General features: G+C 70.1%; 21 protein-coding genes and 2 tRNA genes. 7 read left to right on the top strand and 16 right to left on the bottom strand.

Translation table 11 applies throughout. The features are described 5' to 3' along the window. Window positions 1-666 precede the first annotated feature (666 nt). A complete protein-coding gene (locus tag ACLJOK_RS32140) occupies window positions 667-891 on the top strand; it encodes a hypothetical protein (RefSeq protein ID WP_112584164.1) in 225 nt (74 codons plus the stop codon). A 3-nt stretch (window positions 892-894) separates the two neighbouring features. On the opposite strand, the gene ACLJOK_RS32135 is transcribed toward ACLJOK_RS32140, so the two are convergent. The 6 genes from ACLJOK_RS32135 to ACLJOK_RS32110 form a co-directional block, all read right to left on the bottom strand. Next, window positions 895-1692: a carbon-nitrogen hydrolase family protein gene (locus ACLJOK_RS32135; protein ID WP_410822198.1), complete on the bottom strand. Its 798-nt coding sequence runs from the start codon at window positions 1690-1692 to the stop codon at window positions 895-897. Between the two features lie 139 nt (window positions 1693-1831). After that, on the bottom strand, window positions 1832-3127 hold the full coding sequence (clpX, locus tag ACLJOK_RS32130) for an ATP-dependent Clp protease ATP-binding subunit ClpX (protein ID WP_410822197.1): 1296 nt from the start codon (window positions 3125-3127) through the stop codon (window positions 1832-1834). Between the two features lie 209 nt (window positions 3128-3336). Next, window positions 3337-3999, bottom strand: coding sequence for an ATP-dependent Clp protease proteolytic subunit (locus tag ACLJOK_RS32125; RefSeq protein ID WP_030333536.1), 663 nt, complete (start codon window positions 3997-3999; stop codon window positions 3337-3339). Window positions 4000-4009: 10 nt separating this feature from the next. Beyond that, a complete protein-coding gene (locus ACLJOK_RS32120; RefSeq protein WP_007464111.1) occupies window positions 4010-4651 on the bottom strand; it encodes an ATP-dependent Clp protease proteolytic subunit in 642 nt (213 codons plus the stop codon). A gap of 221 nt (window positions 4652-4872) precedes the next feature. Beyond that, complete coding sequence (gene tig / locus ACLJOK_RS32115; RefSeq protein ID WP_410822196.1) at window positions 4873-6219, bottom strand: trigger factor; 1347 nt, start codon at window positions 6217-6219, stop codon at window positions 4873-4875. 139 nt (window positions 6220-6358) lie between these two features. Then, window positions 6359-6432: transfer RNA gene (locus ACLJOK_RS32110), tRNA-Pro, on the bottom strand. A 322-nt stretch (window positions 6433-6754) separates the two neighbouring features. Between ACLJOK_RS32110 and ACLJOK_RS32105 the strand changes: the two genes are divergently transcribed. Beyond that, window positions 6755-6828: transfer RNA gene (locus tag ACLJOK_RS32105), tRNA-Gly, on the top strand. A gap of 349 nt (window positions 6829-7177) precedes the next feature. On the opposite strand, the gene ACLJOK_RS32100 is transcribed toward ACLJOK_RS32105, so the two are convergent. Together ACLJOK_RS32100 and ACLJOK_RS32095 are read right to left on the bottom strand one after the other, a co-directional pair. Next, window positions 7178-8005: a hypothetical protein gene (locus ACLJOK_RS32100; protein WP_410822195.1), complete on the bottom strand. Its 828-nt coding sequence runs from the start codon at window positions 8003-8005 to the stop codon at window positions 7178-7180. Further along, window positions 8002-8511 (bottom strand): SigE family RNA polymerase sigma factor, encoded by a 510-nt coding sequence (locus ACLJOK_RS32095; RefSeq protein ID WP_410822194.1) that lies wholly within the window; start codon window positions 8509-8511, stop codon window positions 8002-8004. The genes ACLJOK_RS32100 and ACLJOK_RS32095 overlap by 4 nt, the downstream gene beginning before the upstream one ends. Window positions 8512-8700: 189 nt before the next feature. On the opposite strand from ACLJOK_RS32095, the gene ACLJOK_RS32090 reads away from it, so the two are divergent. After that, a complete protein-coding gene (locus tag ACLJOK_RS32090) occupies window positions 8701-10845 on the top strand; it encodes a M14 family zinc carboxypeptidase (protein ID WP_410822193.1) in 2145 nt (714 codons plus the stop codon). A gap of 143 nt (window positions 10846-10988) precedes the next feature. Here the strand turns inward: ACLJOK_RS32090 and ACLJOK_RS32085 are convergent, their stop codons facing one another. Then, window positions 10989-11534 carry a hypothetical protein gene (locus ACLJOK_RS32085; protein WP_410822192.1) on the bottom strand — a complete coding sequence of 182 codons (546 nt, stop codon included), beginning with the start codon at window positions 11532-11534 and terminating at the stop codon, window positions 10989-10991. A gap of 139 nt (window positions 11535-11673) precedes the next feature. On the opposite strand from ACLJOK_RS32085, the gene ACLJOK_RS32080 reads away from it, so the two are divergent. Further along, a complete protein-coding gene (locus ACLJOK_RS32080) occupies window positions 11674-12015 on the top strand; it encodes a hypothetical protein (RefSeq protein WP_410822191.1) in 342 nt (113 codons plus the stop codon). 11 nt (window positions 12016-12026) lie between these two features. On the opposite strand, the gene ACLJOK_RS32075 is transcribed toward ACLJOK_RS32080, so the two are convergent. The 4 genes from ACLJOK_RS32075 to ACLJOK_RS32060 all read right to left on the bottom strand — a co-directional run bounded on the left by ACLJOK_RS32075 (window position 12027) and on the right by ACLJOK_RS32060 (window position 15207). Further along, on the bottom strand, window positions 12027-12494 hold the full coding sequence (locus ACLJOK_RS32075) for a ribose-5-phosphate isomerase (RefSeq protein WP_238669040.1): 468 nt from the start codon (window positions 12492-12494) through the stop codon (window positions 12027-12029). Window positions 12495-12581: 87 nt separating this feature from the next. Next, window positions 12582-13781 (bottom strand): DUF1015 family protein, encoded by a 1200-nt coding sequence (locus ACLJOK_RS32070; protein ID WP_410822190.1) that lies wholly within the window; start codon window positions 13779-13781, stop codon window positions 12582-12584. An 89-nt stretch (window positions 13782-13870) separates the two neighbouring features. Continuing rightward, complete coding sequence (locus tag ACLJOK_RS32065; RefSeq protein WP_410822189.1) at window positions 13871-14386, bottom strand: hypothetical protein; 516 nt, start codon at window positions 14384-14386, stop codon at window positions 13871-13873. A gap of 194 nt (window positions 14387-14580) precedes the next feature. Continuing rightward, window positions 14581-15207 (bottom strand): disulfide bond formation protein DsbA, encoded by a 627-nt coding sequence (locus ACLJOK_RS32060; RefSeq protein WP_410822188.1) that lies wholly within the window; start codon window positions 15205-15207, stop codon window positions 14581-14583. Between the two features lie 221 nt (window positions 15208-15428). On the opposite strand from ACLJOK_RS32060, the gene pepN reads away from it, so the two are divergent. From pepN to ACLJOK_RS32045, 3 genes are all read left to right on the top strand, one after another. After that, a complete protein-coding gene (gene pepN, locus ACLJOK_RS32055) occupies window positions 15429-17978 on the top strand; it encodes an aminopeptidase N (protein ID WP_410822187.1) in 2550 nt (849 codons plus the stop codon). Between the two features lie 250 nt (window positions 17979-18228). Further along, a complete protein-coding gene (locus ACLJOK_RS32050; protein WP_410822186.1) occupies window positions 18229-21501 on the top strand; it encodes an RHS repeat domain-containing protein in 3273 nt (1090 codons plus the stop codon). A 58-nt stretch (window positions 21502-21559) separates the two neighbouring features. Continuing rightward, window positions 21560-21742, top strand: a complete 183-nt coding sequence (locus ACLJOK_RS32045) for a hypothetical protein (RefSeq protein WP_410822185.1) — start codon at window positions 21560-21562, stop codon at window positions 21740-21742. A gap of 70 nt (window positions 21743-21812) precedes the next feature. On the opposite strand, the gene ACLJOK_RS32040 is transcribed toward ACLJOK_RS32045, so the two are convergent. From ACLJOK_RS32040 to ACLJOK_RS32030, 3 genes are all read right to left on the bottom strand, one after another. Further along, window positions 21813-22220, bottom strand: coding sequence for a DUF5130 family protein (locus tag ACLJOK_RS32040; protein WP_124856680.1), 408 nt, complete (start codon window positions 22218-22220; stop codon window positions 21813-21815). After that, window positions 22207-22503, bottom strand: a complete 297-nt coding sequence (locus tag ACLJOK_RS32035; RefSeq protein WP_112584149.1) for a hypothetical protein — start codon at window positions 22501-22503, stop codon at window positions 22207-22209. The genes ACLJOK_RS32040 and ACLJOK_RS32035 overlap by 14 nt, the downstream gene beginning before the upstream one ends. Window positions 22504-22578: 75 nt before the next feature. Further along, window positions 22579-24042 (bottom strand): amidase, encoded by a 1464-nt coding sequence (locus tag ACLJOK_RS32030; RefSeq protein WP_410822184.1) that lies wholly within the window; start codon window positions 24040-24042, stop codon window positions 22579-22581. Window positions 24043-24228 lie beyond the last annotated feature (186 nt).

Raw genomic sequence — 24228 nt, 5'->3', positions numbered from 1 at the left:
CAAAAACTGACCAGTCCGGGGTATAAATCATAATTGGCACTGGCTTTACAAGCACCCTGTTGAGTTCTCAAAGAACAACCACACACCGACCAGAAGCCCCACCACAGTGGAACCCCAACCCGGGGCTATTTCCTACCGCATCCCTAACGCTTTCAGCGCCAGGCACTCTTACTACGTTACCCGCTCGCTTCCGCCGTGTCAAACCGATATTTCGCGGTTCGTCGTACTTCACCCGACGTGCGGATCCTGTTACTCGTTCGACTCCACGATGACGCGCGTCGTTGCCGACGTTCGTTTCTGTCGTGGGAAGCCGCAGACCGGCCGATCACCGCTTCGCGGCTCTCCGCCCGGCTCCTGCCGGCTTCAGAACTCTACCCGGTCGGCTTCGCGTTCGCAACCCCGTTTCCGGAGTGTTCCGCACCGCCCGATCCTCAGTCTCGCTCGGCGTTCCCGCCACGAGCCTGGCGCCCGTTCTCGGCCGGTTTGTCCGGCCTCCCCCGTGCAGAGAGAAAGTTACGCGGACGGCCCGGAGAAGGCAAATCAGGGTTCATCACTGGTTTGGACGAAGAGCGCCCAACGGCGCCCGCCGCCGCCGCAGACGCGAGCACCCCGCCTCCCCGGCTCAGCCGAGGACGCGGGCCGCCTCGACGTGCCAGAGTGTCAGTCATGGATGAGTCCGGGCACGGTGCCAGGGTGTTCGCCGAGGAGGCGCTGCTCGGCCTCATCGGGCCGTTCTGGCAGGTGGTGATCGGTGCGGTCGTGCTTGTCGTGCTTGTGCTCTCGGTGGGACGACTGGCCCGACGGGGCAGGTCCCGGATGACCACGGCGCTGCTGGTCACCGCAGCGGCCATCGCCGGGTTCGCGGTGATCGGCGTCCTGCTCGAGGGCTGAGGGTCAGAGCCGGCGGTTGGCCAGGCTGGGCAGCTCGGCGCGGATCGTGTCGAGCCGGTCCAGGTCCAGGTCGACGACGGAGACCCCCGGGCCGTCCGGCACCTGGCCGATGACCGTCCCCCACGGGTCGACCACCATGCTGCGCCCGAAGCAGGTACGACCCGGCTCGTGGTCGCCGGTCTGACCGGCCGCCGCCACGTAACACTGGTTCTCGATCGCCCTGGCCCGCAGCAGGACCTCCCAGTGGTCCCGGCCGGTGTGCATCATGAACGCGGCCGGAACCACCAGCAGCTGCGCGCCGCCGTCTGAGGCGAGCAGCCGGTACAGCTCCGGGAAGCGCAGGTCGTAGCAGATCGACAGGCCGACCCGCAGCCCTTCGACGTCGACCACCACCGGTTGGACCCCGGGCGCGACGCTCGCCGACTCCCGGTAGGAGACGCGACCGGGGATCTCCACGTCGTACAGGTGGATCTTGCGATAGCTCGCGGCCAGACTGCCGGAACGGTCGAAGACCAGCGACGTGTTCCAGGTGTGCTCCGGGTCCGGGCCGGCCTCGTGGAACGAGCCGGCCACCAACCAGATCCCGAGCCGCCGGGCGACCGCGGCGAAGAAGCTGCCCACCTCCCCGTCGACCGGCTCCGGCTCGGGCAGCCCAGCGGCAGGGCCCAGGTAGTCGACGTACTCCGGGAGGACGGCGAGATCCGCGCCGCCGGCGGCGGCGCGCTCCAGTAGGGCCTCCGCGGCCGCCAGATTGGCCTTACGGTCGTCCCGGGCGTTCAGCTGGCAGACGGCGACACGCATGAGCAAAGGGTACGGCTGGAGCGCTTACGGACAGCGTCACGATTTGGTCAGCCGCCTGGTTGGTCACGGGCGAGCGGCCGCCGAACACGAACACGCCGGCCGCGTCAGGATCGAACGGCCGGCGTGACGCGGGAACGAGTCAGGCGGACTTTTCTTCGCGGTCGCGCCGGGCGCGGCGCCCGGTGAACTCGCGCGGCACGATCGTCGGGTTGACGTTCTCCAGGACAACCTCGCGGGTGATCAGCACGCGGGCGGCGTCGGGGTTGCTCGGCACCTCGTACATCGCGGAGAGCAGAACCTCCTCGATGATGGCCCGCAGACCACGGGCACCGGTGCCCCGCAGCATCGCCTGATCGGCGATGGCTTCCAACGCCGGCTCGTCGAACTCGAGCTCGACACCGTCCAGCTCGAATAGGCGCTGGTATTGCCGGACCAGGGCGTTGCGCGGCTCGGTGAGGATCCGAACGAGGGCGCTACGGTCCAGGCTGCGAACGTTGGTGATCACCGGGAGCCGGCCGACGAACTCGGGGATCAGCCCGAACTTGAGCATGTCTTCCGGCATGACCTGGCTGAAGATGTCGTCGGTCGACCGATCGGAGACCGACCGGAGCCGGGCGCCGAAGCCGGTGCCGCCCTGCCCGGTGCGGGACTCGATGATCTGGTCGAGGCCGGCGAACGCGCCACCACAGATGAACAGCACGTTCGTGGTGTCGATCTGGATGAACTCCTGGTGTGGGTGCTTACGGCCACCCTGCGGCGGCACGTTGGCCACCGTGCCCTCGAGCATCTTGAGCAGGGCCTGCTGCACACCCTCACCGGAGACGTCGCGGGTGATCGACGGGTTCTCCGACTTGCGGGCGATCTTGTCGACCTCGTCGATGTAGATGATGCCGGTCTCGGCGCGCTTGATGTCGTAGTCGGCGGCCTGGATCAGCTTGAGGAGGATGTTCTCCACATCCTCGCCGACGTAGCCCGCCTCGGTCAGCGCTGTGGCGTCGGCGATGGCGAACGGGACGTTCAACATCCGGGCGAGGGTCTGCGCCAGGTGGGTCTTGCCGCACCCGGTCGGGCCGAGCAGCAGGATGTTGGACTTGGCCAGCTCGACGGCGTCATTGCCGGAGCCCGGCGCGCCGGCCGCCTCGGCCTGGATCCGCTTGTAGTGGTTGTAAACCGCTACGGCGAGCGCCTTCTTGGCCTGATCCTGACCCACGACGTAGGTGTCGAGGAACTGGCAGATCTCCATCGGCTTGGGAAGCTCTTCCCACTTCACCTCGCCGGACTCGGCCAACTCCTCTTCGATGATCTCGTTGCAGAGATCGATGCACTCGTCGCAGATGTAGACCCCTGGGCCCGCGATGAGCTTCTTGACCTGCTTCTGCGACTTGCCGCAGAAGGAACATTTCAGTAGGTCGCCGCCGTCACCGATCCGTGCCACCTACGTTCTCCCTGCACTCATCGGCCGGAGACCCGGCCCTGACCTGCGGACGTTGCGCGCCGCCCGGCTTAGTTCGCGCCGCCGGCTCAACCGGCGAAGCGGTACGGACCCGACGTTACCCGCTGGCGGGGCATTCTCCGACCCCCAAAACGGGTGTGTCAGAGGTCGGCCGGGAACGGAGCCCCGGCCAACCTCTGACCCGATGAAGCTCAGCGGGCGGCGTTGGCCGCCAGCAGACCCTTCTTGCGACTGGTCAGGATCGTGTCGACCAGCCCGTATTCCTTGGACTCCTCGGCCGTCATGATCTTGTCACGGTCGATGTCCTTGCGAACCTGCTCGATTGGGCGGTTGCAGTGGCGGGACAGCATGTCCTCCAGCTGCGTACGCATCCGCAGGATCTCCCGGGCCTGGATCTCGATGTCCGAGCCCTGCCCGTAGCCGCCCTCGGTGGCCGGCTGGTGGATGATGATCCGCGAGTTCGGCAGGGCCATCCGCTTACCGGGAGTGCCCGCCGAGAGCAGCACCGCCGCCGCGCTCGCCGCCTGCCCGAGGCAGACCGTCGAGATGTCCGGACGGACGTACTGCATGGTGTCGTAGATCGCCGTCATGGCGGTGAACGACCCACCCGGCGAGTTGATGTACATGATGATGTCGCGGTCCGGATCGGTGCCCTCGAGCGTCAGCAGCTGAGCCATCACGTCGTTGGCCGAGGCGTCGTCCACCTGGACGCCGAGGAAGATGATCCGGTCCTCGAAGAGCTTGTTGTACGGGTTCGACTCCTTGACCCCGTACGACGTGCGCTCGACGAACGACGGCAGCACGTAGCGGTTGTGCACGGCCGCGAACTGGGGCGGCAGGCTCAGATCGGTCATCGTCAGCTCCTCAGCTCAGGGTCCCGGCGCCATCCGGAACCTGTGCGGCCCCGATGATCACCTTGTCGATGAAGCCGTAGTCCATGGCCTCCTGGGCGGTGAACCAACGGTCCCGGTCCGAGTCGGCCTCGATCTGCGACTGGCTCTGGCCGGTGTGGTGCGCGACCCGCTCCTGGAACATCCGCTTCGTGTAGAGCATCTGCTCCGCCTGGATGGCGATGTCGGACGCGGTGCCGCCCAGACCACCGGACGGCTGGTGCATCATGATCCGTGCATGGGGCAGGGCGTACCGCTTGCCCTTGGTGCCCGCGCAGAGCAGCAGCTGACCCATCGAGGCAGCCATGCCCATCGCCACGGTCGACACGTCGTTGTCGATGAACTGCATGGTGTCGTAGATCGCCATGCCGGAGTAGACCGAGCCACCCGGCGAGTTGATCCACAGGTTGATGTCGCGGTCCGGGTCCTCCGCGGCGAGCAGCAGCAGCTGCGCGCAGATGCGGTTGGCGACCTGGTCGGTCACCTCACTGCCCAGGAAGATGATGCGTTCCTTGAGCAACCGGTTGTAGACCGAGTCGTCGAGGTTGCCAATGGAGTCGCCACCGCGCGCGTCAATCGCCCGGAGCGACTTCTTGGGGATGTGCATGTCGGTCATGGCAGCCCTTCGCTCTCCGTACCGTCTTTCCCGACACTAACCGCTGTGCGGGGCGGCAGAGTCCCGGTCGGGGCAGTGTTCGCTCTCAGCGCAGCTGTGTCGGGCGTACCCGCGGCGCGGGCTTCCGGGCGTACCCGGCAGTGCTTGCTGCCCGGGCGTACCCGGAAAGGGAAACGGCCGCCGTCCGCCGCTCAGCGGCGGACGGCGGCCGCACCCGACGATCAGTGGTCGTGGTTGTGCTCCGCCTCGTTGGCGGCGCGCAGCGCGTCGAGGGTGATCCCGTTGCCGGCCGAGTCCTTGATCGTGATCTTCTCCATGACGGCCGCGAGCGCCTTGCCGCGCCGCACGTCGCCGAAGACCGCGGCGGCCGCGCCGGAGCGCACCAGCTGGTCGTAGTACTGCTGCGGGGCCATCCCGGCACGCTGCGCCCGGTGCACGATCTCGTGCCCGAACTCGTCGTCGGAGACCTGCACGTCCTCCGCGTCGGCCAGCGTGTCCAGCAGGAGCTGGACCTTAACGCCCTCGGTCGCCGCCTCGGTCAGCTCGGCGTCGATCTGCTCCTCGGTCTTGTCCTCGGCCGCGAGGTACTCCTCCATCGAGGCGCCGATCCGCTCCAGCTGGTCGACCATCGCCTGCTTGCGGCTCTCGACCTCCTCGCGGACGACACCCTCCGGGGCGGGGATGTCGGCGGCCTCGACGAGCTCGGCCAGGGCCTTGTCCCGAGCGGCGTAGATCTGCTCGACCTGCTTGCCCTGGGTGACCCGGGACCGCAGGTCGCCGCGCAGCTCCTCGATGGTGTCGAACTCGCTCGCCATCTGGGCGAACTCATCGTTGAGCTCCGGCAGCTCCTTCTCCTTGACCGTGCGCACGGTCACCGCCACGTCGGCGTCGCGACCGGCGAAGTCGCCGCCGACCAGCTGGGTGGTGAAGGTGGTGTCGTCACCGGCGGCGAGGCCGACCACGGCCTCGTCCAGGCCCGGCAGGAGCTGCTTGCTGCCCACCTCGTGGGAGATGTTGCTCGCCTGGCCGCCCGGCACGTCCTCGCCGTCGACGGTGGCGTTGAGGTCGATCTGGACGTAGTCGCCCTCGGCGGCGGCCCGCTCCACGGTCTTGAGGGTCGCGAAACGCTCCCGCAGGTTCTTCACCTGCTCGTCGATCTCGCTCTCGTCGATCTGCAGCTCGTCGACGGTCACCTCGATGGTGCTCGCGTCCGGGATGGTGATCTCCGGGCGGACGTCGACCTCGGCCGTGAAGTTCAGCGAGTCACCATCGTTGAACTCGGTGATCTCGACCTCCGGCCGCCCCAGCGTCTTCAGGTCGTGCTCGCGCACCGCGGCGAGGATGTTCTCCGGGATCGCCTCCTGGACCGCCTCGTTGAGGACGGTGCCCCGGCCCACCCGCTGGTCGATCACCGCGGTCGGCACCTTGCCCCGGCGGAAGCCCGGAACCTGGACCTGCGAACCGATCTCCCGGTACGCCTTCTTGAGGCTCGGCTCGAGCTCGACGAACGGCACCTCGATGGCGAGCCGCACGCGCGTCGGGCTCAGAGTCTCGACGGTGCTCTTCACAGGCGTACTCCTTGACGGATCTCAGTTGAGTCTGGGCGTGATTCAGCCCATCGAGTGTAGGCGAGCCGGCCTGACGCTCCGGCATCGCCCGGGGACCGCACTGGTGCGGCACCCGGGGCGGCCCGGCCGCGGACGACAGTCGGGGTGGCGGGATTTGAACCCACGGCCCCTCGCTCCCAAAGCGAGTGCGCTACCAAGCTGCGCCACACCCCGTGGCGACGTGCAGTCTATGCCGTCGCCACGCCTCAGTCGGTGCCGGGGCATCCCCCACCCGGACATATCACCGGAAACTTACCATTCCGCCCTCCCCCGTACCAGCAAGATCCGCAGGGCGGGCCCCAAGATCCGCGCAGCTTCACGGATGTAGTGGTGTCCGCGCACGGCGAGGCCACTACATCCCGGATGTCGTGCGGATCTTGGGTCGCCGCGCCGCCGGGTCGCGGACGACGCGGCACCGCGGTGGCGGTGGCGCGGTTACGCGTCGGGCGTCGGCATTGGGTACGCTAGGGGCGCGTCCTGTTTCGGCGGGATGCACGCGGGCGTAGCTCAATGGTAGAGCTTCAGTCTTCCAAACTGACTACGCGAGTTCGATTCTCGTCGCCCGCTCCAACGCCCTCCGGCCCCGGTCGGAGGGCGCTTTGGCGTACAGGACTTGGCGGCGCACGGGACGTTACGGTCGCAGATCCGGTGGGGGCACCGGAAGTTCGGAGTTCGCCGATACGGCTCCTGTGAAAACGATGACGGGCGGCCGAGACTGTAGCGATGTCATCCGGTGGTGAGGGCGCCAGCGCGCTCGGCATTGCCACCCTCGTCCTGGTGCCACTCACGGCGCGCCGTTGAGAGAGACGCGCAGCGCCTCCAACGGGTCAGCAGGCGGCGGGCGTTGACGCACAGCAGGGCCCAGGTGGACCGCACGGTGGCGGCACCTGGACCCACTCGGCGAGGCCGAGTCGCCGTGTCACTTCAGGTGGAACCGTTCGTCGACAGCGAGAGCCGCCAACTGCGGTACGGAGAACGGCAGATCCTTCAACGCCGGCCGGCTCTCGTCGAGCCGCACTCCCTGCGCCACGAAGACCACCACGCCGTCCGGATGCCGGTACGCCGACCACTGGTCGAGCCGATCGTCGCTGCCCGGTCGGACCACCACGCCGACCCGCGCGGCTCCGACGGTCTCGACCCGGCACTCGCCCCGCATGCCCCAGAACTTCTGGGCCAGGTCGCACGGCTCGGCCGGCAGCGGGTTGGGGGCTTCGTGCACCTCGACGATCACTCGCCCGGTGCCCTTGCCCTGCGCCACGGCGACCGAGGTCAGGTAGCTCCACACGTCGACGCCGTCCACCTCGGCCTCGAACTGCGCCTGCTTGGTCCGCAGCGTCGGCTCTTCGGACTGGCTCGGCGGGTCCTCCGGCGCGGTGAAGCCGGCGGGTACCACCGAGACAACCTCCCTGAGCAGGTGGATGCCCTGCTCGTACTTGGCACCGGCCCGCGCGGTCCGGTCCTCCTGCGGTTGCCCGTCCGGCCCGGTCGGCCACGGCTCCTTGGTGCCCGGGGAGGCCAGTGGCCCGTGGCCTGCCGGTTGGTAGACGTCGCCCTCCGGGGTCGCGACGGCCGCGAAGCCGGTGACCGCCAGCACGACAGCCGCCGATCCGAGGGACGCCCACAGCGCGCGCCGGCGGAATTGCGTCCGCCGCGCCGCGCCGAGCGCGGCTGTCGTACTCAATGGTGGTGGCGGGGTCGTCCCCGCCATCTCGCTGCGCAGCCCCTCGCGCAACTCCTGCTCGTTCATCGCTCCCCCAACTCGATCCCGCTGTAGGTGGGTGTCAGGAGGCCGCGCAAGGTGTCGAGCCCGCGTGCCGCCTGGCTCTTCACCGTCCCTGGAGAACACTCCAGCAGCGCCGCGACGTCCTCGATCGACAGGTCCTCCCAGTACCGCAGAACCAGCACGGCCCGCTGACGCGGTGCCACCCGGGCCAGCGCCTGGAGCAGCACCAGTCGGCTCTCCGGCGAGTCGGGCGGGGCCACCTGCTCGGCGTCCTCGCCACCCACCCGCTCACGCCGCCACCAGCCGCGGCGGCGCTCGTCGAGGAAGGTCCGGATCAGGATCTGGCGCACGTAGCTGTCGAGCACCTCGTGCCGGGAGATCCGGTTCCAGACCCCGTAGAGCTTGACGAACGCGGTCTGGACCAGGTCTTCGGCACGGTGCCAGTCGCCGCACAGCAGGTACGCGGTGCCGCGCATGGCACCGGACCGTGCCGCGAAGTACTCGGCGAACGCCTCGTCGCGATCGCTCATTCAGGCCTCCGATCCCCGTTTCGAGATAGTCACGCGGGGTCTGACCCCGGGGGTTGCTCCGAAACTCGCGCTGATGTCACGGGGATCAACGCCGCAAAGGCACGGAGGACCCTCTGGTCACCTTGACAGGTGTCGATCTGTGCACTGGTGTAAGGACCAAGCACATCGACGTCCGTCACAGGAGGGCACATGATCGTCCGACGACGGTGGACAGCTGCCGCCACCACAGTGATCCTGTTCAGCGCAGTGTTGTCCCATCCCGCTTCCGGAGCGGCCGCACCCGCCGACCCGGCCGCCCCGATCGCTCTGAGCGCCACCGAAACCGCACTGGTCCGAGTCCAGCTCCGCGATCAGGCCCAGTTGGACCGGCTCGTCGCCACCGGCGCGGACGTGGCCAACCGGCCCCGGGCGCGGGACGGCCGGATCATCGCCGACGTGGTGCTCAGCGGCGCGCAGCTCGCCGACCTGACCGCGCAGGGCGCGACGGCCGTGCAGATCGTGCAGCGCGCCGGTGACGGCAACCGGCACTACGCCGACAGCGTCCGCGCGGCTCAGGCCCGCACCGCCGCCGGGCTACGCGCGCCGGCCGCTGGCCAGCGGTCCACCACCGCCGTCGCCGTGGACACCCTCCAGGTGCAGCAGGCGTACTGGTGGACCACGACCGGACAGACCTTCCTTCAGGCCCAGGTGGCCACCACCGCCACCGACGACCCGGACGTGGAGATCACCGTCAGTTGGCGGACGGCGGACGGCGCCACCGGCTCGTTCCCGCTGTACCGGTTCGAGGACTCGGGCGAGTACCAGTACCACTACGCGCTCCCCCAGCCGGTGCCGAGCCGACCGGTGCAGCTGAGCGCCACCTCCAGCCTCGGCGGGGTCAGCCGGGCGGTCACCCCGACGCTCTGGCCGAACGCCTCCCCGCCGCCGCTTCCGGCCGGCTACCAGAAGGACTTCATCGACGCGTATCTGACGCCGACGGACATCCAGGCCCGGATCAAGCGGCTGGCCCGCCAGTACCGGGACCTGGTGGACGTGATCGACCTGCCGAACAAGACCCAGGGCTACCGGCGCACCGCCGCCGGCTACCTGGGCGACCCGGCGGTGGCCGCCCTGGTGGTCGAGTCGGTCCGCTTCGGCGACCAGAACATGAACGGCGTACAGGTGCGGACGGTCGACCCGGGCCGGGCGAACCGGCCACTGACCGTCGGCTACCGCGACCGCGTCCTCACCGTGTCACTGGCCACCGACACCGCGGGCAAGACGGTGAGCACCACCGACGAGGTCGCGGCGGCGATCAACGCCCGTCAACCGGATCGGTTCCGGGCCACCGTGGAGGACGGTTCGGCCGGGCTGCCGATGCCCGTCGCCGGCCCCACCCGACTCGACGACGGCCTCCAGGGCACCGAGGTGCCGGCGTGGCCGTGGACGGTGCAGGCGCTGCGCCTCGGCGTACACCGGGACGGCTCCCGGGTCGGGGTGCTCGCGTACTCCCAGGAACACGCACGGGAGTGGGCCACGCCGCTGGTGACGCTGGAGTTCGCCGAGCGGATGCTGGCCAACGCCCGGACCGACCCGGCCACCCGTGAGCTGCTGGAGCAGGTCGACATCTTCGTCATCCCGATGGTCAACCCGGACGGTGCGAACTACTCGTTCAACGACTTCAACTTCCAGCGCAAGAACCTTGTCAACCACTGCACCGGGGCGGCCCGCGACCCGAAGAACCGCAGCTCGTGGGGCGTCGACATCAACCGCAACTACACCGTCGGGTCGTTCTTCGACGGCTACGTGGGCGCCAGCGCCAACTGCCTGTCCGGCACCTTCGCCGGCACCGCGGAGCTGTCCGAGGCGGAGAGCCGCAACGTGATCGCGCTCGCCGAGGACCACCCGAACATCAAGTTCGCGATGAACGTGCACTCCTACGGCGGGTACTTCATGTGGCCGCCGGGGGCGTACCGGGCCGACGGCAGGGTCACCCTGCCGCGACCGTCGATCGACGAGTCGACGCTGTTCCTCAACAGCGCCCGGCGGATCGTCGGCGCCATCGCCCAGGAGCGCGGCACCGTCACCTGGCCGTCGCAGACCGGACCGGTCGCCGACGTGCTCTACTCCGCCGCCGGCAACTCGGCCGACCAGCTCTACTACGAGCTGGGCATCTTCGCCTGGGACTTCGAGGTCGGCAACGACCGGTGGAACCCGGCGACCAACCAGTGGGAGGGCGTCGGCTTCCAGCCGCCGTTCGACGAGGCGCACGGCGAATCCCAGGAGTACGCCGGCGGGCTGGTGGAGATGGTCCGGGTGGCCCGCGACTACGCCGCCGCCGAATCCGCCGGCTGATCCTCGGCGGTGCCGCGTACCGGTCGGAGCGGCCGGCCACGGATGAACCGCGGCCGGCCGGGTAAGCGGCAACCTTGCCTGGTGGGGAGACGACCGGGTGCACGGGTGGGCGGTCCTGGACCGGCCCGCCCGTGCACGCCCGGTCAGTTCGAGGAGATCCAGTTCCAGGCCGAGACGACCCACTCGGTCTGCTGGAGCCACGCCACGCCGAGGCCGGCGAGGAACACCGCGGTCGCCAGGTGCGCGCCTCGGGCGCTGCGCCGGACCCGGCCCAACTGCCGCTCCAGCACCACCCGGCCGACCAGCCGGAACAGGGCGAACAGGCCGACCGCCACCAGCAGGCTGAGCACCAGCACCAGCAGCGGGCCGCTCAGATCACCCTGGCCGGAGAGCGCCCAGATCCCCCAGCACACGAACGCGAAGAGGCCGGCCGCCGCGCTCCACTCACCGCCGCGCCGCAGCTGTGCCATCCGCGAGCTCAGCGAGCGGCGGGGCGCCGGTTCACCGGGCCAACCGGTGCCTGTCGGCTCCTGCTCGACCACCGGGAACGGCTCCGTCCGCGGCGTGCGCGGCTCACCCACCGGAGCGACCCCCCGGCGGAACCCGTCACGCTGCGGCGGCACCCCGACGCCGGCCTGCGGTGGCACCTCCACGGTCCGCTCCGCCCACGGCTGCGTCTGGTCTGCCATCTCGTCCTCCCCCTGACCGACGGCAACAGCACCGCCTGGATTCGAGGGTAGCCAGCCGGCAAATCGGTCGCCGACCCCGGCCGGGACGCGAGGCCCCGCGGCGCTGCCGGATCAGACCCGGCCGGGGTACGGTCGGCTGATGGGTGACAGCGACCGACGACGGCGACGGCTGCGCCACCACGCCGACACCGAGACGGCCAGACCGGGTACCGACGGCCCGACGGTCAGCACGCCGGGCGTGCACGACGGTGACGACCCGCCGCCGCGACGCAGGAACACGGGCGGCGACGAGCGCGACGGCGAGCGAGGGCTGCGCGGGTTGGTCGGGTCCGGCTCGTCCCAGGTGGGGCTGAGCGCCGCGCTGCGGGCCCGGGACGCGGCCCGCCCCACCGACGACGACCTGGCCGAGGCGGAAGCCCGCGTGGTGGTCGTCCGGCGCAACTGGGTGCCCCGCGAGGAACTGCCCCGCTCGCCGCGCTGAGCGCCGCACGGTCAGGGCAGGTCGGGCAGCTTCCGGGTCCGCTCGTACTCGGCCACCTGGGTGATCCGACGAGCGTGCCGCTCGTTGCCGGAGAACGGCGTGTTCAGGAATGCCTCGACGATGCCGGTGGCCTCGTCGAGCGTGTGCTGGCGGGCACCGATGGCGACCACGTTCGCGTCGTTGTGCTGGCGGGCCAGCTGGGCGGTCTCGACGCTCCAGGCCAGCGCGGCGCGGACGCCGGCGACCTTGTTCGCGGCGATCTGCTCACCGTTGCCGGAGCCACCGATGACCACTCCGAGGCCCGTCTCGTCGGCCACCACCTGGTCGCCGGTGTGCAGGCAGAACGTGGGGTAGTCGTCGTCCGGGTCGTAGCTGTGCGGGCCGACGTCGACCACGTCGTAGCCCTGCATGGCCAGGTGGTTGGCCAGGTGCACCTTCAACTCGAAACCGGCGTGATCGGATCCCAGGTAGACGCGCATACCGGGCAGTCTGTCAGGCCGCGCTCGGGGACGTCACAGGGGCGGCGTCCCCGAGCCGAGTTCGTCACACGGCCGTGGGGATGGCGCTCAACGCGGCAGCTCGGCGACGACCAGACCGCCGCGCGCCTTCGGGGTGAACCAGGTGCTCTTGCGGGGCATCTTCTCCCTGGCCAGGTTGACAGCGACGAAATCCGCCACGGTCACCGGCGCGATCAGGATGGCCAACTCGGCCCGCCCGGCGTCGACCTCACCGGTGAGCCAACTCGCCGGGTAGTCCCCGCCGACGTAGGTGATCCGCTTGTCACCCGGGTCCAGACCGAGCGCGTCGCGCAGCACCAGCCGCTCGACCAGGGCGTGGTCCAGGTTTTCCAGGCTGGCGCTGGCGGTGGCGGGCAGGCGCACCGCGTACCCCTGGCCGTCGAGGCGGAGATGCACGGTGCCGCCGGCCGCCGGAACCTCGACCGGGCCGTCGATCGGCTCGACCTCGGCGCCCGCGGCCCGCAGCCGGTCGAGCAGCTCGGCCGGGGTGGTGGTCAGCTCACTGACCAGCCGGTTGTACGGCTGGATGGCGACCGACGCGGGGGTGGTGACCACGGCCAGGAAGCGCGGCAGCCCGCCGGTCTGGGCGGCCAGGCTGCGGTGGTTGCCGTCAGCGACGACGAGGTCCCCGCCACCGGCGAGAGCTGTCAGCGTTGCCTGCTCCGGGCCGGGGCCGAGCAGCCAGATGGCGTGTGTGCGCCCGGCCTGGTCGGTGTCCGTCGCTGCGGGCGCGCCGGCCGTGTCGGTCGCCGCCGCGAGCGCGGCGTGCAGCTCGTCGCCACGCCCGGTCTGAAGCAGGAGTACGGGTGAGAGCAGGTGGCCCAGCGCGTCGGCCAGCGCCACCCGCTCGCGCACCTTGGCGATGAAGACGTCCTCGTTGCGGATGACCAGGCCCGGCTCGTCTGCCCGGGTGGAGATCTGGTCGGTGTCCACCATCGCGAACAGCCCGTACGCCGGTTCCTCGCCGGGCGCGCTGATCCGGTAGAGCACCACCACCTGCTCGGCGGGGGTGTAACTGCCGTCGGCCTTGGCCTCGCCGAGGCGGGCCACCGCGTCCGGCAGCGCGTCGAGGAACGACTTGCCCAGGCTCTGCGGGGCGCGGTGCGGCATCTCGATGCCGAGAGCACTGTGCGGGTTCGACTCGATGATCGCGGTGATCTCCGCGTCGTCGGCGAACTCGTCGTAGTTTTGCGCGCCGGTGCCGCCAGTGGTGACCCAGGCCCGGGTGATCGGATGCACGACCGTCATGCCCACTGACGCTACCGGCGACGGTGTCGCCGCCGACGGGGACCCGCGGGGCGTCCACCAGATGAAAGCGCCGGGTGGGGCCCGGGTGGTCAGCCGGCGCGGTCGGACGTGCCCCGGCGGTGCCTGCCCGCGCTCGCCGGCCCACCGTTGCCACGCCGACCGGTCCCGATCGGCCCGGTGTTCAGGGCGCGGCGGGGCGACGCGGGCGGCCCCGGCACGGGACGGTCGGGAGGAGGCGTGGGAACGGGCCGCGGGCTCAGCGGCGGCGTCGGCACCGGGCGCGGAGGAGCCGGCGCCGGCGGCGGAGGAGCCGGTTCGGCCGGTGCCGCCCCCGACGGCACCAGCGCCGGTGCGTCGACCGGCACGGCGTCGACGGGCGACGCCAGTGGGTCGGTCGACGCGGGCGGGGTGAGCCGGGAGGTCACCGGAACCCGCGCCACTCCCACCACGATGGGCGGCGCGAGCAGATCCACCAGGTGGGCGGGCAGGTCCGGGCGGACCGTCGGCCAGCGGGAGTCGTCAACGGACCAGTAATCCGCGCCGGGGGTCTCGATCACCCCCTGCCGGGTCAACTGATCGTCACCGGACGCACGGTGCTTGGCCATCGGGATTTGCCTCCACGAACTGCGGCGTGCGGCCCTGCGGGTCGCTGCGGCGGACACCGAGGGAAACGACGCCGCCCGCCTCCCGGTGACGCCACGACCGTGCGACAACCCGGAGCTCGCACTGCGCGTCGGACGCGACACGCCCCCCGTCCGCGCGACTGACGAAGCACTGACGGGGGCGCTGTGGTCGTCGCTCAGTCGAAGATCGGGCTCTCCTCGCGGGTGCGCTTGAGCTCGTAGAAGCCCGGGGTGCCGGCGACCAGCAGCACGCCGTCCCAGAGGCGGCCGGCGGCCTCCCCCTTCGGAGCCGGCGTGATCACCGGGCCGAAGAACGCGACCGGGGTGCCGTCCGGGCCGGGCGCGTGCACGACCGGAGTGCCCACGTCCTGCCCGACCGGGCGCATGCCCGCCTCGTGGCTGGCCCGCAGCGCCTCGTCGTAGTCGGTGCTGTCGGCGGCCGCGGCCAGCGCCGGGTCGAGGCCGGCCTCGGTGAGCGCGGCCACGTACAGCTCCGGACCCCGCTCCTGCTTCTGCAGGTGGATCCGGGTGCCGAGCGCGGTGTAGAGCGGGCGCAGCACGTCGTTGCCGTGGAGCTGCTCGGCGGCGATGCAGACCCGCACCGGGCCCCAGGCGGTCTTCAGGAACTCCTTGTAGTCCTCGGACAGCTCGTCCCGGCCGTCGTTGAGCACGGCCAGGCTCATCACGTGGAAGCGGATGTCCACATCACGGATCTGCTCGACCTCAAGCAGCCAGCGAGAGGTGATCCAGGCCCACGGGCAGGCCGGGTCGAACCACATGTCGGCGGTGACACGTTCGGTCACTGTGAGATCCCTTCGCGACGGGTGGCGCCGACAGGTCGGCGTCTGAGGAGAATCTTCACCCCGCAGCGCATCGACCGGCACCCGAATGAGAGCGTGACCTCGGCCACCGCGGGCTGCCCGTACATGGAAGACTCGAATCGGGCCAGCCGTCACGAGCGGTAGGCGAACGGGCGCCGCCGGGCGTACGGCGACATGTGGGATGGAGACGAACAGTGCCGGGAGTGCGCAACCTGACGCAGGTCGAGGCGACCGAGCGGGCCCGCCTGCTCAACGTGACGGGGTATGACATCAGTCTGGACCTGTCCAGCGCCGTGCTGGCGGCCGACGGCCGCACGTTCAGGTCGACGACCGAGGTCCGGTTCCGCTGCTCCGAACCGGGCGCGAGCACCTTCATCGAGCTGGCCGCCGAGTCGGTGCGGTCCGCGACGCTGAACGGCACGCCCGTCGACCTCTCCGACTGGTCCGCCGAGAAGGGCCTGACCCTGTCCGGGTTGGACAGCGACAACGTCCTGGTGGTCGAGGCCGACTTCGGTTACTCCAACAGCGGTCAGGGTCTGCACCGCACTGTCGACCCGGTGGACGGCGAGACGTACCTCTACAGCCAGTTCGAGACGGCCGACGCGCAGCGGGTGTTCGCCTGCTTCGACCAGCCCGACCTGAAGAGCGTCTACACCTGGCACGTCACAGTGCCGGCGCACTGGCGGGCGGTCTCCAACATGCCGGTGCAGCGGGAGGAGCCGGCGGGTGAGGCGCTCAAGACGCTGCACTTCACCGAGTCGCCGCGGATGAGCACCTACATCACGGCGATGTGCGCCGGGCCGTACCACGAGGTGCGCGACTCGCACGACGGCATCGAGCTGGGGGTGTTCTGCCGGGCGTCGATGGCCCAGTACCTGGACTCCGACGACCTGTTCCTTGTCACCAAGCAGGGCTTCGACTTCTTCCACGAGAAGTTCGGCGTGCGCTACCCGCTGCCGAAGTACGACCAGCTCTGGGTGCCCGACTTCAACGCCGGCGCGATGGAGAATTTCGGCTGCGTGACGCACGCCGAGTCGCACTACCTGTTCCGCTCGCAGGTCACCGACTTCGAGTACGAGCAGCGGGCCAACACGATCCTGCACGAACTGGCCCACATGTGGTTCGGTGACCTGGTCACCATGCGCTGGTGGAACGACCTGTGGCTGAACGAGTCGTTCGCCGAGTGGGCCAGCCACTGGTGCAACACCAACGCGACCCGGTTCACCGAGGCGTGGACGACCTTCCTGTCCATTCGGAAGAACTGGGGCTACCGGCAGGACCAACTCTCCTCCACCCACCCGGTCTACACCGAGATGCCGGACATGGAGGCCGTGGAGGTCAACTTCGACGGCATCACCTACGCCAAGGGCGCGAGCGTGCTCAAGCAGCTCGTCGCGTACGTGGGTGAGGAGCCGTTCGTGGCCGGGCTGCGGGCCTACTTCGGCAAGCACGCCTGGGGCAACGCCACCTTCGACGACCTGCTCACCGAGCTGGAGGCCGCGTCCGGGCGGGAGCTGCGCAAGTTCGCCGCGCAGTGGTTGGAGACCGCGCAGGTCAACACGCTGCGGCCGGAGGTGACCATCGGGGCCGACGGCACGTACGAGCAGGTGCTGGTGCGGCAGGAGGCGCCGGCGGCGTACCCGACGCTGCGCACCCACCGGATCGGCGTGGGCCTGTACGACCTGACCGACGGGCGACTGGTCCGTCGGGAGCGGTACGAGGTGGACGTGACCGGCGAGCACACCGATCTCGCCCCGCTGCGTGGCGTCCGGGCGGCCGACGTGTTGCTGCTCAACGACGACGACCTCAGCTACACCAAGCTGCGCCTCGACGAGCGCTCGATGGCGACAGTGGTGCAGCACATCGGTGGCTTCGACTCGTCGCTGGCTCGCGCGCTCTGCTGGACCGCCGCCTGGGACATGATCCGCGACGCCGAGCTGTCCGCCCGCGACTACGTGGCGCTGACGCTGAGCGGGCTGCCCGCGGAGACCGACATCAACCTGGTCACCGCCACCCTGCGGCAGGCGACCACAGCGCTCACCCTGTACGCCGACCCGGCCTGGGCACCGACCGGCTGGGCCGACCTGGCTCGTACCGCCCGCGACGCACTCGCCGCCGCCGAGCCTGGCAGCGGGTTCCAGTTGGCCTGGGCCCGGGCGTTCACCTCGGCGGTCCGCTCCGAGGAAGACCTCGCGACGCTGCGCGGTTGGATGGACGGCACCGGCATGCCGGCCGGGCTGACCGTCGACACCGAGCTGCGTTGGTCGGTCCTCGCCGCGCTGGTGGCCAACGGTGCCGCCGGCGCCGCCGAGATCGAGGCCGAGCTGAGCAGCGACCGCACGGCCAGCGGCGAGCGGGAGGCCGCGTACGCACACGCGTTGATGCCGACGGCCGAGAACAAGGCCGCCGTGTGGGCCCTGCTCACCGGCCCGGACGCGCTGCCCAACTGGCGGCACCGGGCGCTGTTGCAGGGCTTCGCCCACCCGGCGCAGGTGGATCTGGTCGCCCCGTACCGGGAGCGCTACTTCGCGGCGGTCGGGCAGGTGTGGGCCACCCGGGACAGCGAGCCGGCGCAGGAGTTCGCCCAGCTGGCGTACCCGACCTACCTGGTGGAGGACGACACGGTGGCGGCCACCGACGCGTGGCTGGCCGGTGACGGGCTCCCCGCCCCGCTGCGTCGGCTGGTGGCCGAGGGTCGCGACGGTGTGGTGCGGGCGTTGAAGGCCCGCGCGAAGGACGCCCAGAGCGCCTGAGCAGCGTTGTCCGGCCCGGGGCCGGCGTGGGTGTGGAGCCCGCGCCGGCCCCGGGTCGTTTCTCGGCCCCGTCCGAAGATCCGGCTTTGGTCGCTTCTGTGACCGGCCAATAACACGTAGTCATTCGCATTGGTACGCATCGACGGAACTTTCTGGGTCCCTGACAAAAGATCCGAATGGTTGCCGCACATCAAGTAATCGACGTGTGACGATCTCGTGCGTTGTCGCCACCAACGCACGGGGAGGAACCGTGGCCTTACGCCATCGCGCGTTCTGGACACTACTGATCGTCACCGCATCGGTCCTTACGGTACCGACGGCGCCCGCCACCGCCGCACTCAGTCGCCCGGAGTCCGCCACCGAACGCATCTCGGCGCCGGCACAACCGGGCTCACCCGGCTCGTCCGCCGCAATCGCGCTGGGCCCGTCGAGCGCGCCGGTCAGCATGCTCGCCGGCCCGATCTCGGTGCCGGTCGGCACCGGCCCGGTCCGCAACGGCTCGTTCACCAGCTTCGCGTTGACCGACCGGGTGACCGCCGAGGTCAACACCGGCTCGGGCAACCTGCTCATCCGCAGCAACGACCTGGTACTGCCCGGCATCGCCCGCGACCTCGTTCTCGGCTCTGCGTACAACAGCCTGTTCACCAGCAGCGGACTGTCGACCGGATCGCTCGGTCACGGCTGGCGGACCCGCACCGGCGTGGACGTGAAGCTGTTCAAGGCCGACGACAACTCCGTCACCTACGTCGCCTCGGACGGCGTGGTCGGACGGTTCACGCCCAACGGGTCCGGCTACACCACGCCGAACGAGTTCAAGGCGACCCTCGCCACCGACGGCTCGGGCTGGAAACTGACCGAACACGAGAGCGGGCGGCGGCTCTACTTCACCTCTGCCGGGCTGCTGGACCGCAGCCTGGACCGCAACGACAACGTCACCGACTACGCCTATGACGGCAACGGTCGACTGACCACTGTCATCTCCGACCGGGGCACCCAGGCCGTGCGCACGGCGACTGTGGTCTACGGCAGCCACGGCTACATCTCGAAGATCGAGCAGCACGGCGACGGCGGCCTGTACCGGCGCGTCGAGTATGCGTACAACGCCAACGGCGATCTCACCGAGATCTGCTCGCTGACCGAGGACGACGTCCGCTTCGCCTACGACTCGTCACACCGGATCACGAAGATCTCCAGTGGGATCAGGGGTTCGGACGTGGGTTCCGTCGCCACCCTCACCTATGACTCCGCGCACCGGGTCACCTCGATCCAGCGGGTCATCGACGAGGAGGAGGCGCCGGGAGCAACAGCCGTCACGCGCTGGGCGTACCCGTCCGCCACGCAGACGCTGATCGCCGACGCCAACACCAACCAGTCGCAGCCGGTCACCTCCGTGCCGCGCACCACCTACACGATCAACTCCGACAAGCGGGTGACCAAGGCCGTCGACCCGGAGGGCAAGACGCGGGAGAACTCCTACACGCCGTACAACGACGTGCTGACCTCAACCAACGGCACGGGCGGCGTCACCAGCAACGGGTACGCAGCCAACGGCGGGCAGTCGCTGACCGCCTCTGCCGCACCGACCGGCGCGGACATCGCCTACTCGTACGCGAACTCCGCCACCCCCACCAATCCGACGGCGAACTTCCAACCGTCGTCCAGCTCGGACGCGCAGAGCAACACCAACACCTACACGTACAACGGAGCGGGCAACCGGTTGTCCTCGAAGGACGCCCAGGCTGCCGAGGCGAAGATCGAGTACAACGGCGACGGCACTGTCAAGTCCTCGACCGATCCGGGCAACGGCACGAACAGGACCACGTACCAGTACGACTCCAACAAGCAGCTGATCTCCGTGAATCCCCCGAGTGGCACCTCGCTGGGCGTCCGCACGATCAACTACGACGAGTTCGGCCGGGTGCACGAGGCGACCGACGGCGCCGGGCGCACCACTCACTTCGACTACGACAAGAACGACCGGGTCACGAAGATCAGTTACTCGGACGCGACGCCCGACGTCTCGTACACCTACGATGCCGCCGGCAACGTCTACGCCCGAGAGGACGGCAACGGCTACCAGAACTTCGCGCACGATCGGCTCAACCGGCTGGTCGGCCGTCAGGCCACCCACCAGTACGTCTACGACCCGGTCGGCAACCTCGTCGAGTTGCGCGACCAGCGGGGCAGCTCGTTCTACACGTACAACGCGCGCAACCTGCTCACCAAGCTGGTCGCCGCCAACGGCACCTACACCTTCGAGTACGACGACGACGGGCGGCGGACCGCCACCAGGCTCGCCGTCTCCTCGGCGACAGTGGCCGAGACGGTCGCCGCGTACGACCAGTCCGGACGGATCACCCGTACCACCAGTAGGCGCTGGCAGTCCGGCACGGCCAGCACCGTCTTCGACGTGTCCTACTGCTACGCCAAGCGGGTCGGCACCGCCGCCTGTTCCACCGCCAAGACCGACGACACCGGCCTGCGGCAGTGGCAGACCGACCACCACCGCAGCGGCGCAGTCAGCCTGTACACCTACGACCAGGGCAACCGGCTCACCAAGGCCACCAGCATCGACGGTAGGACCTACGACTACGCCTACGACAACAACGGCAACCGCACCTCGGTCAAGGTTGACGGCACCACCACGCAGACACTGACGTACAACGCCGGCAACCAGATCACCAGCTCCGGCTACAGCTACGACGGGGCCGGCAACCAGAAGAGCGGGTCTGCCGCCCGCTCCTTCGTCTACAACGCCGCGGGACAGCTCACCAGCGGCAAGGACTCGACGAACGCGTCGGTGACCTGGGAGTACAGCGGACCCAACCAGGTCGAGCTCGGTTGGAAGACCACCCCGTCGTTCGAGCACCGGTACCTCTACGGGCTGAACGATCAGAACGGCCAGCCGATGCTGCAGAGCTACACGGTGCCCAGCTCGTACAGCAGGCACTACGTCGAGCGGGACCAACTCGGCACTCCGCTGGGCTTCCGGGCGAAGACGAACGGGGTCTTCCACCACTACTTCTACGTCCTCGACGGACTCGGGTCGGTGGTGGCCCTGGTCAAGCACGACGGTTCACTGGCGGCCTCCTACACCTACGACCCGTACGGCAAGGTGGTCAAGACCGTCGACAACGGCGACGAGACCGAGGAGAACGCGCTCGGGTTCGCCGCTGGTCTGCGCAACGACGATCTCACCAAGTTCGGCCGTCGCTGGTACGACCCGGCGACGGGTCGCTTCACCCAGCAGGACAGCCTCGCCTTTATCGGCGACCCGGCCACCGGCAACCGGTACGCATACGCCGCAGCGAACCCGGTGAACTACCTCGACCCCACCGGCCTGGAAGTCGACTACGGCGAGTCCTGCGCGATCGGTGCCGCCGGCGGCCTCGTCACCGGTGCGATCGGTGGGGCGGCCGGCGGAGTCGCCGGCGTCCTGGCCGGTGGCGCCCTCGGTGCAGTGGGAGGCTGCGCCGGCGGCATCGTCACCAAGTACCTGACCGACGAGGCCGACGAGGACTGACGACGCGACGCCACGGGTAGTTGTCGACACAGTGACGAAGGGGGACACGCAGATGAAAATGTCACGACGACCGGTGTTCGCGGCGGTGTTGGCGCTGCTGCCGGTGAGCATCCTGCTGGCAGTGCTCAACGACAGCCCGATCTGGGTCGCGCTGGTCAGCTGGGTCGCCGTCAGCGCTGTGGTGACCGTTCCGCTCGCCCTCGCGCTCACCCGACTCCGGTCCCGCAGCGGCCAGCGCTGACGAGGCGGTAGGCAGCACGCGACGAACCCCGGTCCGCGATCAGCGGGCCGGGGTTCGTCGTACGGGTCGATCAGCCCTTGCCGGCGTGGCTGGCGAGCTGGTCTAGGCCGTTGATGATGCCGCCGGCCAGGTCACCGCCGCTGAACGCGCCGACCATGGAGAGCGCGGCCAGCTTGGCGTACGTGTCGGGGATGCGCTTGCGGGCGTACCGCCCGGTGATGATCTCCAGCTGCCGCTGGTTGGGCGACACGGCGATCAGCACCGACTTGTCGGGCTCGGCGAGCTGACGGTGCAGCCGCTGAGCGTGCTCGCGGATCGGCTCGTCGAGACCGCCGACGAAGACCGAGAAGACCAGGCCGGTGCCCTTGTCTGCCAGGCGCAGGGCCTCGTCGATGCGCAGCAGCTGGCGGGTCGAGAACGGCCCGTCGAGCACCTCGGGCGGATTTTCCGACCCGGCCTGCTTCTCACCAACGGTCACTTGCGCCTCCGGTTCCACCGGCCGGCGCCTCGACGCTGGCCTGCTCAAGCTTGTGGCTGGTCAGCGCGGGCGCCTGCGCCCCCGCCGTCAGCGCGGTGCCGGCCGAGTCGGCCAGCTGCTCCGGACGGCCCAGGAACCAGACCGGAGTGAAGTCGAAGGGCCGGCCCGGACGGTAGCGCTTGGCGCCACCGCCACCGCCGGTGGCACCCCCGCGGCTACCGGCGTACGACAGGCCGGCGATGACCAGCACCGCGGCCAACGGGATGCCGACGAAGACCAGCAACGTCTCGGTAACAGACAATCCCAACGCCCCCAGGCGGAAGAAGGACGACCTTGAACAACCGGGTCGGATGGACGATCACTCTGCCGACCGCCCGACTCCGTCGCCATTCACGTTAGCGGAGTCGACGGCCCGCCAGATTGCGGGGTGCCGATCCCATCCGTCACTCGAGTTCTCCAGTTGCGCAGCGGTAGCTACAAGCCGCGCGTCGTCGCCGTAGCGGCCGGTGAGCAGCACCCCGACGGGCAGTCCGTCGGTGGTGGTGCCCAGTGGCAGGGAGACGGAGGGATCGCCGGTGACGTTGAAGATGGCGCAGTAGGGCGAGAACCGGCGTTGCCGGTCGAAGTCGGCGGCCGGGTCCGCGTCGGCGGTGAACCAGCCGACGGGCGCCTGCGGAGTGGCCAGGGTGGGACAGAGGAGCAGGTCGCAGCCGGCGGTGCGGCGGGCGCCGAGGCGGACCTGCGCCTGCAACTCCCCGAGGGTGGCGGCCAGGGTGCCGGCGGAGAGTTCGGCGCCCCGGGCCCGGAGCAGCCGGGTCAACGGCAGCAACTCCGCCTCCCGCTGCGGCGGCACCGGGGAGAGCGCCAGCACGTACCAGAGGATCTCGAACAGCGGCCACGCCGCGGGCCCGAGCGGCGGCGGCACCTCGACCACCTCGTGGCCGGCCGCCGTGAGCAGCGCGGCGGCCCGGTCCACGGCGGCCACGCAGTCGGGATGCACCGGTTCGTCGGCGAGCATCGGCGTGGTGAACCGGCCGATCCGTAGCGAGCCGGGCTCGGCCCGGCGTGCGACGGCCAGGTAGCCGCCAAGCGGCGCGGGCGGCGGCAGGTAGGGCTCACCGGGGACCGGGACGGCCATGACGTCCAGCAGCGCGGCGACGTCGGTGACCGTCCGCCCGAGCGGGCCGCTGGTGGGCAGGCCGAACGCGCCGGAGCCGATCGGCCCGCCGGAGACGAGGCCCCGACTGGGCTTGTAGCCGACCAGGCCGCAGAGCGACGCCGGGATGCGCAGCGATCCACCGCCGTCGGACCCCTGGGCGACCGGGACCAACCCGGCAGCTACCGCCGCCGCCGCGCCGCCGCTGGACCCACCAGCTGTGTACGCCAACTGCCACGGGTTGCGGGCCGGCGGCGCGACCCGGCCCTCCGAGTAGAGCGAACAGCCCAGCTCGGAGGTGGTCGTCTTGCCCAGGCTGACCAGACCGGCGGCCTTGATGAACCGGACCACGTCGGCGTCGACAGGCGGGACGAAGTCGGAGAAAGCGGCCGAACCGAAGGTGGTGCGGACCCCGGCGGTGAGCGTCAGGTCCTTGATCGCGGTCGGCACCCCGTGCAGGGGGCCGCGCGCCTCGTTCGGCACCGCGTCGGCGGCGCGCGCGGCCTGCCGGGCGAGGTCCGGTGTGACGGTGACGAACGCGCCCACTGTGTCGCCGAGCGCCGCGACCCGGCGCAGGGAGTGCTCGACCGCCTCGACGCTGGACAGCTCGCCGCGGGTCATCGCGGCGGCCTGCTCCAGCGCGGTCAGGTCGTGCGGCTCGGCCATGCCGTCATCCTGCCGGCAGTCGGTCGTTCGCGCAGCCGACACGCGCGGCCCGAACGGCGCTGTCCGCCGCGCTGTCCGCCGCGTCGCCTGCCGCGGTGCTCGCGCAGCATCGGTCAGCCCGACCCCGGTACCCGTACACGCGCCCTTTGCTCTGCTTCAACCCACGCAACGGCGGACGTCCGACTA

Origin of the sequence: Micromonospora sp. 050-3, from assembly GCF_046549335.1 — a bacterium.
Classification (GTDB): Bacteria; Actinomycetota; Actinomycetes; order Mycobacteriales; family Micromonosporaceae; genus Micromonospora; species Micromonospora trifolii.
This window is presented reverse-complemented; position numbering and strand designations above follow the sequence as displayed.

Excerpts from the sequence above, each read along its gene's own strand:
- ACLJOK_RS32135 (WP_410822198.1), bottom strand. The coding sequence starts at position 1,692 with ATGCGTGTCGCCGTCTGCCAGCTGAACGCCCGGGACGACCGTAAGGCC.
- ACLJOK_RS32070 (WP_410822190.1), bottom strand. The coding sequence starts at position 13,781 with ATGACGGTCGTGCATCCGATCACCCGGGCCTGGGTCACCACTGGCGGC.
- ACLJOK_RS32095 (WP_410822194.1), bottom strand. The coding sequence starts at position 8,511 with ATGAGCGATCGCGACGAGGCGTTCGCCGAGTACTTCGCGGCACGGTCC.
- ACLJOK_RS32125 (WP_030333536.1), bottom strand. The coding sequence starts at position 3,999 with ATGACCGATCTGAGCCTGCCGCCCCAGTTCGCGGCCGTGCACAACCGC.
- ACLJOK_RS32100 (WP_410822195.1), bottom strand. The coding sequence starts at position 8,005 with ATGAACGAGCAGGAGTTGCGCGAGGGGCTGCGCAGCGAGATGGCGGGG.
- ACLJOK_RS32140 (WP_112584164.1), top strand. The coding sequence starts at position 667 with ATGGATGAGTCCGGGCACGGTGCCAGGGTGTTCGCCGAGGAGGCGCTG.
- ACLJOK_RS32080 (WP_410822191.1), top strand. The coding sequence starts at position 11,674 with ATGGGTGACAGCGACCGACGACGGCGACGGCTGCGCCACCACGCCGAC.
- ACLJOK_RS32065 (WP_410822189.1), bottom strand. The coding sequence starts at position 14,386 with ATGGCCAAGCACCGTGCGTCCGGTGACGATCAGTTGACCCGGCAGGGG.
- ACLJOK_RS32120 (WP_007464111.1), bottom strand. The coding sequence starts at position 4,651 with ATGACCGACATGCACATCCCCAAGAAGTCGCTCCGGGCGATTGACGCG.
- ACLJOK_RS32085 (WP_410822192.1), bottom strand. The coding sequence starts at position 11,534 with ATGGCAGACCAGACGCAGCCGTGGGCGGAGCGGACCGTGGAGGTGCCA.
- ACLJOK_RS32045 (WP_410822185.1), top strand. The coding sequence starts at position 21,560 with ATGTCACGACGACCGGTGTTCGCGGCGGTGTTGGCGCTGCTGCCGGTG.
- ACLJOK_RS32075 (WP_238669040.1), bottom strand. The coding sequence starts at position 12,494 with ATGCGCGTCTACCTGGGATCCGATCACGCCGGTTTCGAGTTGAAGGTG.
- ACLJOK_RS32090 (WP_410822193.1), top strand. The coding sequence starts at position 8,701 with ATGATCGTCCGACGACGGTGGACAGCTGCCGCCACCACAGTGATCCTG.
- ACLJOK_RS32030 (WP_410822184.1), bottom strand. The coding sequence starts at position 24,042 with ATGGCCGAGCCGCACGACCTGACCGCGCTGGAGCAGGCCGCCGCGATG.